This window comes from Flavobacterium sp. DSR3-2 (assembly GCF_049896525.1).
In the GTDB taxonomy this organism is placed as follows: Bacteria; Bacteroidota; Bacteroidia; order Flavobacteriales; family Flavobacteriaceae; genus Flavobacterium.
Genome location: NZ_JAFCUM010000010.1, coordinates 137204 through 151808, shown reverse-complemented (window position 1 = coordinate 151808; position 14605 = coordinate 137204). Strand labels below are relative to the sequence as shown.

Here is a 14605-nt window from a genome sequence, read left to right as displayed (position 1 = left end):
GGGTGCAAAACTACACCCTTTATTGGGTTATTCAAGCTTTTTAAACACTTTTTTTTGACCTTTTCTTAACTTTATCTTTAACTAACTGATATCATGTTTTTTGAAAGAACAAGTTTTTTGAACAAATCTACAATCAAATACACTTTAAACTCGTTTTCTTGTCAAAATCCCCTATTCCACTAATGAAAGATTACCTTCATTAGCATTTCTTTGCTTAGTACATCTTTCAAAATCTAAACAGTATTGCATTATTTGTAGCTCATCAGTACCCTTTGCTCGTCCAGAAGTTACTTTCGTGACATCATCTAAGCACATAATTAAACTAACCAAGGGTTTTGTCCGATACATTATATTGTACTAGTACTTTTTCACTCCTATATATAAGGTAACATAATATTGCTCGATATAACTAAAAATGCTGGCTTAATAAAGTTCGCGTTAGGGATAGCAGCGGAAAGCCCACAGGCTCGCCTTTTTTTGGCGGGACGAGGACTTGAAGCGAATAGCCCGACCGTTTATAAAAAAGAGGCAATTACCCGGTAAGATAATTGCCTCTCTTTTATAAACGGTAAAGCACAAATGAAAATCTAGTCGAAACGTATGGCTTTGATAGGTGAAATTTTGGTTATAATAAAGGATCTACTTTTCAAGGGCCAGAAACTTCAGGAACACAAAATCTCACCTTTACAGAAAAACCAGATTATGGAACAATACAAATATTGCTGGTTCCGATCAGTTATTATTGCTATGTAATCCGTATTCATCATCATTGGACGATAATAAATTTATTAATGATAACATTGGTTCTGTAGAAACATCAATTAACAATGGAGCTAAAGACCGAGCAATCTATTTCTGGGAACATTACTCAACCAATAATACGCACAATTTAGGTGTTTACCAAGATGGCTGTAAAGTTTATAATAAAGCTGGAGGTGTAAAACCAAGTGCCACAAGAGTTGATTTCATAAGTGGTTCTAGATCTTCCTCAAAATTGATTCCGAAAAGATATATTCCAGTAAGACAAGGATTCTTTGTGATTGGAAAAATTGAATCTGGAGGAACTGTAAACTTTTAATACTAGTCAACGAGATTTTATTAAAGAAGATAATATCAGCCTATCGCAGACTGTGTATAGAATTTATTCAACAGTTAAAGATTTAAATCATTGAACTAATAATCGTGATGCTAAAATAGCATATGACACATACCATGGAGTACGTTTACGCTTCAATTTTTACAATAATACTTTTCTCAGACAAGTACTTTCAGCTTTTATGGATGAAAAAGAAAATAATGAGATGAATGATGGTTCTGATGCCTGTAATATCTATGATTCTCCAAGTGATATGTATTTGTTGAACGGGGAAAATGAGCTAACAATACAAGGGGAAGATTATTTTGATATGGAAGCCTCCTACGCTATTGGTGTTCAATCTAACACAAGAGGAAGAATATCTTTTGTTTTGGATGGTTTAGAAAATTTTGACGAAAGTCACAATATTTTTATTCATGACAACGAAACTAATACCTACAGTAGGATCAAAGAGCAAGTCTAAGAAATAGAACTTCCGGAAGGAACCTTCAACGAGCACTTCTCATTACGTTTCACCGATAAAAGTCTTGCTACAAAAGATCAAATGTATGATAACGCTACTACCGTATTCTTTCTACGTTCAAATAATGTGTTAAATATTAAAAATAGTGCCAATAATAACAACGTGTTAACTGCTTCATTATACAACATTCAGGGAAAATTAATTTCTACATGGGATGTGAAGGAATAAGAGCAGTCCAACATTAAAATACCTATTCAGAACAAAACTTCAGCTGTGTATTTTGTGAAACTCAAAACGGCTAAAGGAAACATTAGCAAGAAAATTATCGTAAAATAATTTTTACTCCACTGTCATTTCAAAAAGATTTCTTTTAATCGGAAAGTATTTTTTTTTAACTACAGTCCTGATACAAGCAAATCGAAAGCAGGAATGTTACTAAAAAATAGAAATAAAATCATCTGAAAAATGGTAGTTTCATTCTTTAAATAAATATTACATAACAGTAAAATGACTTTTATATTAACTTAAAAATAAACTTACATTTTTTTATTATTTATGTATTTCATCGACTTTATCTGTATTTAAACCGATTATTTCAAATGATTAATTTAAATTTAGTTTTCGAAAATATTTGTGTTACGGCGCTAAACATTTTAAAACGAAAAATTAAACCATAATTAATTAAATACTGTGATTGAATTATGAAGAAAACTACTCCAATAAATAAAAAGCTGTTTTTTACAATCAATCTGCTATTTATCATAATTTACGGTTATTCCCAAACAACACAAACCTACAGCACTTCTGGAACTTTTACAGTTCCCACAGGTGTTACCAGCTTAAAAGTTGAAGCTTGGGGAGGAGGGGGAAGTGGAGGTACTAGAACAACAAATGGAGTTAGCGGCGGCGGCGGCGGCGGTGCTTATGCTAAAAAAACAGTATCCGTCGTACCTGGAGAACAATATACTTATATCGTAGGTACTGGAAGCACATCAAATACATCTGGTGGCGATTCTTCATTTTCTTCACTTACCCCAACAATTCTTTTACGAGCAAAAGGGGGTAATAGTGTAGCAGATAATACAACAACTGGAGCAATCGGAGGCTTAACTTCAGGTTGTATTGGCGATTTAAGCTTTAATGGCGGTAGCGGTGCAACAGGTAGTGGTGGAACATTTAGCGGAGGCGGTGGTTCATCAGCAGGGACAGCTTCTAATGGTACTACTGCTACAAATCAAACCGGAGCAACAGCTCCTTTGAATGGAGGAAATGGTGGCTCAGGCACAAATACCAGTAATAATGGATTACCAGGAATTATTCCTGGCGGTGGCGGTGGTGGTGCGTTTCGTACATCATCAGTTAACAGAACAGGCGGTTCTGGAGCTGATGGAAAAATAGTTATTACTTGGGTGGCGCCTCAAGAAATAAACATTCTTGGAAATACTATAGCTATAACTGACGATGACGTCACTCCGAGTCCCACAGATTGGACAGATTTTGGGTCAATGGAAACCAGTACGGGAACTATCACAAAAAAATACACCATTCAAAATACGGGGAATCTTGCCCTATCTATTGGTTCCATAACTATTTCTGGAACTAATGCTGCTAATTTTACACTTACCGCAAGCCCCAGTGCTTCAATTGCTGGAGGAGCAAGTTCTACATTTTCTATTGCTTTTGACCCTGAAACTGTAGGAACAAAAACTGCCACAATTTCAATTATAAACAATGACTCTGATGAAAATCCATACAATTTTGCGATTAAAGGAGTGGGGATCCAAACCTTTTTTGACAGCGATGGAGATGGCGTTTACGACAATTTTGATATTGATGATGATAATGACGGTATTATGGACGCTACCGAGGAAATAAATTGCAATAGTTCAAAGGGACGTAAAGTAGATTATAAGTTTCTTAATGAAACCTTTGGAACAGGCGGTAGAACTTCAGACTTTACTGCAGCCTATAATGCAACAACAACCTACTGTTATGAGGACGGAATAGTTGGTTCTAATACAGCAACATGTCCTTTTCAAACAAGCAAAATATTAGATGATGGAGAATACACAGTGGTTTCCAAAATCACGGGAACCGTAGCGAGCGATCCTGAAAATATTCATGGCGATTTAGCTTGGTACAATGGAGAAGATCATACCACAGGAGATATTAATGGAAGAATGGCAGTATTTAATGCCAGTTTTGAACCGGGTGTGTTTTATGAAACTACAATTACAGGCATATTGTCAAATCTGCCCATAACCTACAGTTTTTGGGCATTAAACATCATGGCATCATCTACGTACCCTAATTCAATTTTGCCCAATATAACCGTTGAATTTTTTGATTTGTCCAATAATCCGCTAGCTTCTTTCAATACTGGAGACATTGGGAGATGTTCCTCTAATACTTTAGACAATAGCTGTTCTCAAGGAGTCTGGCAACAATTTACCACTAGCGTTAATCTGGGAAACATAAATGCTTTTATCATCCGATTCAAAAATAATGCTCCCGGGGGTGGCGGTAATGATCTCGCTTTAGATGATATACTTATCTCACAAACCTTATGTGATTTAGACAATGATGGCGTTGCGGATATGTTTGATTTGGATGCCGATAATGATGGAATCGAAGACATTATTGAAGTGGGTTTAGGAAATTTAAGCGATGGTAAAGGTAAGATTGCTGTGGCTTGGGCCGATTCAAACGGAAATGGATTGCATGACAATGCCGAGCCAAGCGCGGCATTAGTAGCATTGGATTCGGATGGAGACGGCATTCCAAATTACTTGGATTTAGACAGTGATAATGATAGTGTTTTTGATGTGGATGAATCCGGGGCAGGAAATACTAGTGCAGCTGCAAGCTTTGTCAATGGTGATGGGGATATCAACGGAGACGCGACAGGAGACGGATTAGATACGGAAACTTTTAGGAGCAAAGACACTGACGGCAACGGAACTTCGGAACTTTTTGGCGATGGAATACTAGACATTTACGATTACGGTACCGGAGTCAATCAATACGGGAATTTGGGACAAGGAAGTACAGTTGCTCCTTTTCTGAATTATCTTTTGGATACTGATGGTGATGGAATTCCGAATTATATTGATGTAAAATCTAACGGACTTATATTTGATATCTCAAATACGTTGTTAATCTATGATTACAAAATTTTGGACAGTAACAGTAATGGTATTATTGACGGTGCTACTGATATTGATAAAGACGGAATTATGGATGCTTTTGATACCAATACCGCTTATTTTGGTTCTCCTAGGGATTTGCGTACCAAATTATTTCTTGATTTTGATGGTCGAAACGATTACGGACAAAGTACTTCTATTCTTGGTGGTTTAACCAATGCTTCTTTAATGGCATGGATCAATTTGAATCCTGCTTTTTCAACAGATGGTGTTGTTGTGGGTCAGGATAAATTTCAAATTCGCGTTACTGCTGCCAAAAAACTGGAAGCAATAGTTAATGGAACCACAGCGACTTTTGCTACAGTGCTGAATGTTTCCCAATGGTACAATGTAGCCACGGTTTATGACGGAAATAATTTGAAACTATATCTTAATGGCGCTTTGGTGGCAACCCAAGCCGCGTCCGGAAGTATCGCTGCTGATGCATCATTGCTCACTTTAGGAAAAAATCCGATCGCAAACACAAATTATTTTAAAGGAAAAATAGATGAAGTACGTGTATTCAATATTGCGCTGACGGATTCACATTTACAAAGAATGGTGTATCAGGAAATTGAGGATAACAGTTCACAAATTAGAGGAACGATCGTGCCTAAAAACATTGCCTCTACTCCTGCTTCCCTGCCTTTTGCAAACGTACTTCGATATTACAGAATGGACAATTATAAAGATGATATTATTGATGATTTGACAACTCCTACAATTGATATTAGTGGAACAAAAATCTACAATCATAAAAATATTTATCTTCAACAAGCTCCATTACCTTTTTTAACGGAACGAACTGGAAGTTTTGCAACAGCAGTCAATAGCCCTTCCAAAGAAATTCGAGGAAATGACATTATGGAGAATGACTGGTCCATCGTAAAGGTTCAACATGATATCACCGAAACGGCCAACAACATTGATTTAGGAATGCTGGTAGCTACCGGAAAAAAAATTGTTATGAATAACAATACCAAGATACAAAATGACTGGTATCTAAAATTAGACGGAACAATGGACTTAACCGGAATGTCACAATTGGTGCAAACAACGGAGAGTACCTTAGACGTTGCCAGTACAGGTTTTATCGAAAGAGATCAACAAGGGCAATCCAACTTGTACAACTACAATTATTGGAGTGCACCGGTAAGTCCTATCAATACCGTAGCCAACAATACTAATTATACTGTAAATGGGGTATTCAAAGACGGAACAAATCCAGCAACACCAGCAAATATTACATGGATTGCAGGATACAACGGAGCATCAACAAATCCAGTTAGCATGGCGCGTTATTGGCTTTATAAATTTGATAATAATGCCAGTGCTTACGCAAATTGGATTCAAATAAATGAAACCAGCCCGTTACGTGTAGGTCAAGGGTTCACCTTAAAAGGAAGCGGCGCGGCATCGGGTACACAAAATTATACCTTTGTAGGAAAACCGAATAATGGAACGATATTGACCAATACCGTCAGTGCCGAACAATTGTTGCTGACCGGAAATCCTTATCCATCCGCCCTAAATGCGTATGCTTTTATAAACGACAATCTGAATTCAGTAGACCGAGTTCAAGACGTTGGTTTAGATGGAACCATTTATTTTTGGGAACATTCCTCCAATAATAATACACATGTATTAAAAGATTACTTAGGTGGCTACGCCGTACTCAATTTGTCAGGCGGTTTACCACCTGTAGTGCCAGACTTGATCAGTGGTGTTGGGTTGAGTAATAAAATTCCAAAGCAACATATTCCAGTGGGACAAGGATTTTTTGTCTTTGGAAAAACAGGCGGTGGCGGAACAGTAATTTTTAATAATGGACAACGGGCGTTTCAGAGGGAAATTGACTCCACTTCCAACACCCTTTTTAAAATCAAAGCTAAAGCCAAAGCTGAAAACGCATGGGATACAAATACCAATGATCCAATACAAAAAGACACGTTAAAAAGAATTCGTTTGGGATTCAATTCTACTAATAATTTCCATCGTCAAGTATTGTTAGCGTTCATGCAGGAGAAAGCAACCAGCGCAATTGATTACGGTTATGACGGATATATTCTGGATAATTTCCCTAACGATATGTATTTTTTAAACGGAGCCGATCAACTGGTAATTCAGGGAGAAGGCTATTTTGATATGGAATCCTCCTTCCCTATTGGGGTTAAAAGTGATATAGAAGGAACCATAAAATTCATGATTGATGATGCAGAAAATTTTGAAATCAACCAACCTATTTTTGTGTATGATGACGAAACAAAAATGTACCATAACATCAGGAATAAAACTTTTGAAATCAATATTCCTAAAGGGGAATTCCACAACCGATTTTCATTGCGTTTTAAAGATAAAACCCTTGCTACAAATGAAGAAATCAGTAGTACAAATGATATTGTAATTCTGCATTCACAAAACAAAAATACGCTCGTAATCAATAATAAATTACTGGATACAACAGTTCAAGATGTCACCTTATTCAATATTCTTGGACAGGCTGTTGCCAATTGGGAGATTGAAAATCAAGGTCAGGAAAACATCCAGCTTCCTATAAAAAAAATAAGTCCAGGAGTGTACATTGCACTACTTAAAACTTCAACAGGAGTTCTCAGCAAAAAGATAATTATTAATTAATTCGTTTTTTCTACGAAAAAATCAAGTACAGTTAAATATTTATTAATGTAAATCGTATCGATTAATTTGAATTATTATTTATATTTGAAATGATATTCGATGTAAAATAGAAACCGATTTTAAAATTTAGATAATGAAAAAAATATTAACATTTGTAGCAATAGCATTCCTTACCCTAAATGGTAGTGCACAGGAAGTCAAAACTGTGACTAAAGATCAAACGAAAAAAGAATCCTGTTGTGCAAAAAAAGACTCAAAGTCAAAAGATATGACTGCAGCAGAACTTGAAAAATGCAAAACAAAATGCGAAGCTGAAGGAAAAAAATGCGATGCCACAATGGCTAAAGCAAGTGGAAAAAAATGTTAATCTAAAAGATTCTTATTTTATCTAACAGAAAACGCCTCTAAAATTTAGAGGCGTTTTTTATTGAAATATTTCGTGAGGGAATCCGCTTTTATTTTACCCTTACACTCCATTCAAAATCCATTTCTGATACCTGAATTCCTTTTTCATCGGTTCCTATGGATTTCATCCAGAAAGTTTGTCCTACTCCAGTGGTTATGGTTTCTTGAATTGCTTTTTCTATCAAATGCCCATCATTACAAGTAAAAGTAATTCTGCCAGTCGCTTTTTTCGTAAAATTACCTTTATTATTGGCTACCAACATTGAGATTTTCCTGCCGCTTTTTTGAATTTGAAACATTACCAAAGCTCCTGTAGAAAGTTCAGCCGCCATGGCTTGTACTGCAAAATACATCGAGTTAAATGGATTTTGGTTGATCCAACGGTGTTTTACAGACACCACACATTGGTTCTCATCAATGGTTTTTACACGTACACCACAAATAAATGCCGACGGTAATTTGAACAATAGAAATTTATTAAGTTTTGACGCGGTAAGTTTCATAAGTAGTTACTGTTTATTTTTTAAAGAAATATAATTTCGCCATTGCTTCTTATTATTGGGGTTTTAAATCCTGGCGGGTTCATAATCAGTGGTTTTTTTGCTAAAATACAAAAAAATAGTATGCGTACATATAAAATTGTTTTGTTAATTTTATGTTAATTTTAGGTACTATGCGAAACAAGATACTGTCTTTTAGATATATATTTGCATAAGAAATTACTAGGTAACCTATTTAGTAATTGCGCTGAAAGTTTTAATCATCATCAAAATCAAAAAAAAATGGAAACAACTACTGAAAAAAACATCGCAACATTTACACATTTGAGTTCACTTACTCAATATTTCATTCCTTTTGGAAATTATATTTTTCCAATAATTCTTTGGAGTACCAAAAAAGAGGAATCCGAATTTGTAGATCATCACGGAAAACAAGTTCTGAATTTTCAATTGAGTTTATTGCTCTATTCCTTAGTGCTGATTATGATAGCGATTCCTTCGTTTCTTATTTCAGCTTTCAAAAATGTTTCTTTCCAATCATTGGTACATCATAATGACATTACACTTTCGAATTTCAACTTCGAAGACAACATTGCACTATTAACGGTTGGATTAATTTGCGTTTTGATTTTCGGACTTTTGAAAGTGGCTGAATTCTTTTTAATTATTTATGCCTCGATCAAAACATCAAACGGAGAACGATACAAATATCCAATAACGATTCCGTTCATTAAATAAGGAAGCAATCAGATTAAAAGAGAAAAAACGTAATACATAAAGCGAACAAACTAGCCCTGATTGCAATGGAAATCCTTTTATATTTTTTCTTTAAAAATATAAAAGATTGAAATGGAAAGCAGGAATTAGCTCCAAAAAAATTAAAAGAGTATCAGGCAATAGGAGATTGCTTCGTTCCTCACAATGACAAATCATCATCCGAGCCAGAAAGGCGAACTGGCAAAACAATCAAAAAATGAACGGTTTAATCAACACAAAATCAAAAAAAAGAAATTATGAACATTGAAAACACGAAAGCTCAAATGCGAAAAGGTGTTCTCGAGTTTTGCATCCTATCTGTTTTAAAAGAAAAAGATGCCTACACATCGGAAATATTGGACACTTTGAAAAATGCAAAATTATTAGTGGTGGAAGGAACCATATATCCGTTATTAACACGACTAAAAAACGATGGATTGCTCAACTACCGTTGGGAAGAATCCACTTCAGGACCGCCAAGAAAATATTACGGTCTGACAGAAATTGGACAAACTTTTTTAAACGAATTAAATGGTACCTGGACTGAATTATCCGATGCCGTAAACCTAATAACCAACCAAAAACAATAGTCATGAACAAAACTGTAAATATAAACCTAGGCGGAATGTTTTTTCACATCGATGAAGATGCATACCAAAAATTGATACGCTATTTTGACGCGATAAAACGTTCTTTATCCAATTCATCCGGACACGATGAAATCATCAAAGATATTGAGATGCGTGTTTCGGAATTATTGAACGAAAAGCAAAAAACGGATAAATATGTTATTGGTTTAAACGATGTAGACGAAGTGATTGCCGTTATGGGTCAACCGGAAGATTATATCATTGAAGATGAATTGAAAGGAACAAATACCTATAACAGCACCGCAACGAGAGCTACAAAAAAATTATATCGTGACAAAGAAAAAGGAATGATTGGCGGAGTTGCTTCAGGATTGGGACATTATTTTGGTATTGACGCCGTTTGGATCAGAATCGTACTCATTTTATTGGTTTTTGCTGCATTTGGAACTGGAATCCTGGCGTATATAATTCTTTGGATTGTGACTCCAGAGGCTCTCACTACTACAGAGAAACTGGAAATGACAGGAGAACCTGTTACGATTTCCAACATTGAAAAAAAAGTGCGTGAGGAATTTGAAAATGTTTCTGATAAAATAAAAAATGTCGATTATGACAAATATGGCAATCAAATAAAAACAAGTGCCGGGAAAATAGGAAGCTCTTTTGGTGATTTCATCATGACTGTTTTCAAGATTTTCGCAAAGTTCTTAGGAGTACTTTTAATACTTGGAGGAGTAACTGTATTATTTTTTCTTTTAATTGGAATTTTTACCCTAGGTTCAGGTGCATTTATTGATTTCCCATGGCAAGGTTTTATAGAAGCGGGGAATTTTACAGATTATCCAATATGGGCCTTTGGACTTTTAATGTTCTTTGCCGCTGGAATTCCGTTCTTTTTTCTAGCATTATTAGGTTTTAAACTTTTAGCCCCTAATATGAAATCAATAGGGAACATTGCTAAATACACCTTGCTGGCTCTTTGGTTAATCGCAGTTGCATTAGCAATATCAATTGGAATAAAACAAGCCAGTGCGTTTGCAGTTGATGGACGAGTGGTTAAGAAAGAAACTATCAATTTGAATCCGAATGATACGCTTTATATTAAATTCAAACACAATGATTATTTTTCTAAAAATGTGGAAGACCGTAATGATTTCATGGTAACACAAGATTCTACCGGAACTGATATTATTTATTCGAATGAAGTAAGTATCAAAATCGAAAAAACAGATGAAAAACTGCCTTATCTTCAGATTGAAAAAGAGGCAAGAGGAAAATCATTATCAGAAGCAAAACAAAGAGCCGAACAAATTAAATACGGTTATAAAATAATTGGCAATCAATTGATTTTAGACAACTATTTACTTACTGATTTAAAAAATAAATACAGAGATCAAGAAATAGAAATAACATTATACTTACCAGAAGGAACACTATTAAAACCAGATACTTCAATACAAAATTATGATAGATCAGATGACGAATATTTTAATTTGCACTACAGTTCAGGTAATTACATTTACAAAGTTGAGAATTCTCAAATAAAATGTTTAAATTGTCCTGCAAATGAAAACGAGTACAATGATGTGGACAGTGATACTGAAAACGACAGTACAGATGTGACAGTTACCATTAACAACGACGGAGTTTCAATAGAAAATGATACTATAAAATCAAACAATAACAATAAAGGATTGAAAATAAATAAAGACGGTATAATCATTAAAACGAATTAGTCATGTTAAAAATCATCACATTAATTACAAAATTCATTCTGGTTGTATTCAGTGCTTTGTTACTCGCTTCGTGCAACCACACCATCAAATTGAATTCAATAGAAGGAAGTGGAAATGTAACCACCGAGAGACGAAATGTTGAAGGTGATTTTAAAAGCATAGAAGTCAACAACGGCATAGACCTGGTTATTGAGCAATCAGATAAAACGGAAATAGTGGTTGAAGCTGATGATAATTTACAAAAACACATTACCACCACAGTAGAAAATGGAACCCTTATTATTTCTTGTAATAAAAATTATTTTTCTAATATAGAATCTAAAAAAGTTACTGTAAAAATGCCAATTATTGATGAGCTAGAGGCCACAAGTAGTGCAACGATAACGAGTAAGAATACACTGAAAGGGGAAAACATCCGATTAAATACTTCTAGTGCCGCCTCCATCGATGTGAGTATTGAATCTGACAATATTACTTGTGACACCAGTAGCGGAAGTAGCATCACGATTAATGGGAAAGCATTACAGATGAAAACGACTGCATCAAGTGGTAGCGAAATCAACGCTGATAAATTATTTGCAAATGAAGTTAGTGCCGATGTTTCCAGTGGAGCTTCCATAAGTGTTCATCCTATAGTCAGCTTAACTGCAAAAGCATCCAGCGGAGGGGATATTAATTACGATATACAACCAAAATCAATTCAGAAGAATACCAGTTCTGGAGGCAGTATTAGCAGACAGTAAAAAAAAATTCAAATTTTAAAAATAAACATCCACCAATCATGGGTGTTTTTTTCGCTTTAGTTAATCAAAAAGACCTAATCAACTCTTTATTTACAGTAAAATTTAAAACAAGTGGGCATTTTATAAATTAATGTCACTTCCTAAAAAAACAATACAGCACTTTTACCAATCATCAATCAAAATCAATAAAATCATGAAAAACAATCTCTTGAAGGCTGCATCCTTTGCCGCATTATTTTTTGGAGCTACGACGCTACAGGCGCAACAGAATCCAGCTACTACCCTATCGAGCAAGGCCGTATCAAAATACAATTATCACGATACTTTTGGCCCTAATTTTTACGCTAAAAACGGTACCGATTCCCGCTCCGCCAGTGGACAGCCCGGTCCAAAGTACTGGCAAAACAAAGCCGATTATAAATTATCAGCCATATTAAATGATAAAAACAACGAAGTTATCGGCTCGGAAATTTTAACTTACACTAACAACAGTCCTGATAAAATTTCTTTTTTATGGATGAATGTCGATCAGAATTTATTTAAAAACAATTCTCGCGGAAAAACCGTAATTCCAATAACTGGTAGTCGTAATGGAGATAAAGGACAAGTTTTTGACGGCGGTCACAAAATAAAATCGATCAAAATAGTTTCTGGGAAAAATGGAAAGACTGTCGAAACGGAAGCCAAATTTGAAATAATCGATACACGAATGCAAGTATTCCTTCCTCAGGATGTGAATCCAAATGGAGGAAGTATTAAACTTAAAATTGACTTTTCATTTATTTCTCCAGATTACGGATCAGATCGAATGGGGGTTTTAGAAACCAAAAACGGCAAGATATTTACAATGGCACAATGGTACCCTAGAATGTGTGTTTATGACGATGTCAAAGGTTGGAATACCTTACCTTATTTAGGCGCTGGAGAGTTTTATCTTGAATTTGGTGACTTTGATGTAACCATAACAGCTCCTGCAAATCATATCGTAGTTAGCTCCGGTGAATTAATGAATGCATCTGAGGTATATTCTGCTGAACAGCAAAAACGATGGGTAACTGCTTCTCAAAGCGACAAAACAGTGACAATTCGTTCTGCGGAAGAAGTAACAAATATTGCTTCAAGACCTATTGGAGAATCTACTTTAAATTGGCATTTTAAAATAAAAAATGCTCGCGATGTTTCTTGGGCATCTTCGGCAGCATTTATTATTGATGCCGCAAAAATTAATTTGCCAAGTGGTAAAAAATCATTAGCCATTTCAGCCTACCCTGTTGAAAGCGGTGGTCAAGATGCTTGGAGTCGTTCAACAGAATACACAAAATCATCGGTTGAAAATTATTCTAAACGATGGTTTGAATATCCTTATCCCGCAGCAACTAATGTAGCAGGAAACGAAGGCGGAATGGAATATCCCGCAATTGTGTTTTGTGATTGGCAATCAAAAGGCAAAGAGTTATGGAGAGTTACGGATCATGAATTTGGACATGGATGGTTCCCCATGATTGTGGGCTCTAACGAACGTTTATTTGCCTGGATGGACGAAGGATTTAATACTTTCATCAACTCATTGAGTGCCGAAGATTTCAATAAGGGAGAATATAAACCCAGACGACCTTCAGATATGCAAAGAATGGCAGATATGTTAACCAATCCGAAATTAGAACCTATTATGACCGCTCCAGACGGGATGAAAGAACATAATATGGGATTACTCGCTTACGAAAAACCGTCCTCAGGATTAATTATGTTGCGTGATCAGGTGCTAGGCAAAGAACGTTTTGATAAAGCCTTTAGAGTTTATACCGAACGTTGGGCTTTTAAACATCCAACGCCAGATGATTTTTTCAGAACTATGGAGAATGTTTCCGGAGAAGATTTAAACTGGTTTTGGAGAGCTTGGTTTGTAAACAATTGGAGTTTAGACCAAGGCATTTCTAAGATAAAGTATTTAAAAAATGATCCTAAATTGGGAGCGCTTATTTACATTGAAAATCTGGAAAAAATGGCTATGCCTGTCGTATTAGAAATTAAAACCAAAAGCGGAACTATTAGTCGTGTGCAACTACCGGTAGAAATATGGCAACGCAATACATCCTGGTCATTTAAACATGCTTCTACTGAAGAGATTGACACCATTACTTTAGATCCAGATCACACTTTACCTGATACAAATACAACAAATAACGTGTGGAGTTCAGAGAAAAGTGAGCTGGAAAAAGCAGTTATTTTAGATGAATATTTGGGTGATTTTGTAAGTAAACAGATTTCAGTAAAATTAGCTTTTAGCGAAGATAATGGAATACTTATAGTAACTCCAGAAGGCGAAACATCAATTCATTTTGACTCTATTGGTAAAGATACGTTTGGTGCTGATCAGGAAGGAGGAATTGAAATTCAATTTAAAAAGAATAAAACAGAATTTACCTTAAAAATGGAGGGTCAGGAATTCTTATTTACCAAGGCATAAAGAAAATGTGCTAAGAAAGAAGTTGTC

Annotated in this window: 11 protein-coding genes; 10 read left to right on the top strand and 1 reads right to left on the bottom strand. The window is 35.3% G+C overall.

The window, feature by feature from the left end; translation table 11 throughout:
• The first annotated feature begins 769 nt into the window (after positions 1–769).
• The 5 genes from ACP7AV_RS12620 (at position 770) to ACP7AV_RS12600 (ending at position 7748) form a co-directional block, all read left to right on the top strand.
• Complete coding sequence (locus tag ACP7AV_RS12620) at positions 770–1078, top strand: hypothetical protein (RefSeq protein WP_426092251.1); 309 nt, start codon at positions 770–772, stop codon at positions 1076–1078.
• 199 nt (positions 1079–1277) lie between these two features.
• Positions 1278–1559, top strand: coding sequence for a hypothetical protein (locus ACP7AV_RS12615; RefSeq protein WP_426092250.1), 282 nt, complete (start codon positions 1278–1280; stop codon positions 1557–1559).
• 240 nt (positions 1560–1799) lie between these two features.
• Positions 1800–1895: a T9SS type A sorting domain-containing protein gene (locus ACP7AV_RS12610; protein ID WP_426092254.1), complete on the top strand. Its 96-nt coding sequence runs from the start codon at positions 1800–1802 to the stop codon at positions 1893–1895.
• 365 nt (positions 1896–2260) lie between these two features.
• On the top strand, positions 2261–7381 hold the full coding sequence (locus ACP7AV_RS12605) for a choice-of-anchor D domain-containing protein (RefSeq protein ID WP_426092249.1): 5121 nt from the start codon (positions 2261–2263) through the stop codon (positions 7379–7381).
• Between the two features lie 133 nt (positions 7382–7514).
• Positions 7515–7748, top strand: coding sequence for a hypothetical protein (locus tag ACP7AV_RS12600; protein ID WP_426092248.1), 234 nt, complete (start codon positions 7515–7517; stop codon positions 7746–7748).
• A gap of 88 nt (positions 7749–7836) precedes the next feature.
• Here ACP7AV_RS12600 and ACP7AV_RS12595 read toward each other — a convergent pair whose 3' ends face one another.
• Positions 7837–8289, bottom strand: a complete 453-nt coding sequence (locus ACP7AV_RS12595; RefSeq protein ID WP_426092247.1) for a DUF4442 domain-containing protein — start codon at positions 8287–8289, stop codon at positions 7837–7839.
• 279 nt (positions 8290–8568) lie between these two features.
• Here ACP7AV_RS12595 and ACP7AV_RS12590 point away from each other — a divergent pair, with 279 nt between their 5' ends.
• The 5 genes from ACP7AV_RS12590 to ACP7AV_RS12570 all read left to right on the top strand — a co-directional run bounded on the left by ACP7AV_RS12590 (position 8569) and on the right by ACP7AV_RS12570 (position 14578).
• On the top strand, positions 8569–9024 hold the full coding sequence (locus ACP7AV_RS12590; RefSeq protein ID WP_426092246.1) for a DUF4870 domain-containing protein: 456 nt from the start codon (positions 8569–8571) through the stop codon (positions 9022–9024).
• A gap of 275 nt (positions 9025–9299) precedes the next feature.
• Positions 9300–9632: a PadR family transcriptional regulator gene (locus ACP7AV_RS12585; RefSeq protein ID WP_091205948.1), complete on the top strand. Its 333-nt coding sequence runs from the start codon at positions 9300–9302 to the stop codon at positions 9630–9632.
• A gap of 2 nt (positions 9633–9634) precedes the next feature.
• Positions 9635–11368, top strand: coding sequence for a PspC domain-containing protein (locus ACP7AV_RS12580; protein ID WP_426092245.1), 1734 nt, complete (start codon positions 9635–9637; stop codon positions 11366–11368).
• A 2-nt stretch (positions 11369–11370) separates the two neighbouring features.
• Positions 11371–12111 (top strand): head GIN domain-containing protein, encoded by a 741-nt coding sequence (locus ACP7AV_RS12575; RefSeq protein ID WP_426092244.1) that lies wholly within the window; start codon positions 11371–11373, stop codon positions 12109–12111.
• A gap of 193 nt (positions 12112–12304) precedes the next feature.
• A complete protein-coding gene (locus ACP7AV_RS12570; RefSeq protein WP_426092243.1) occupies positions 12305–14578 on the top strand; it encodes a M1 family metallopeptidase in 2274 nt (757 codons plus the stop codon).
• Positions 14579–14605 lie beyond the last annotated feature (27 nt).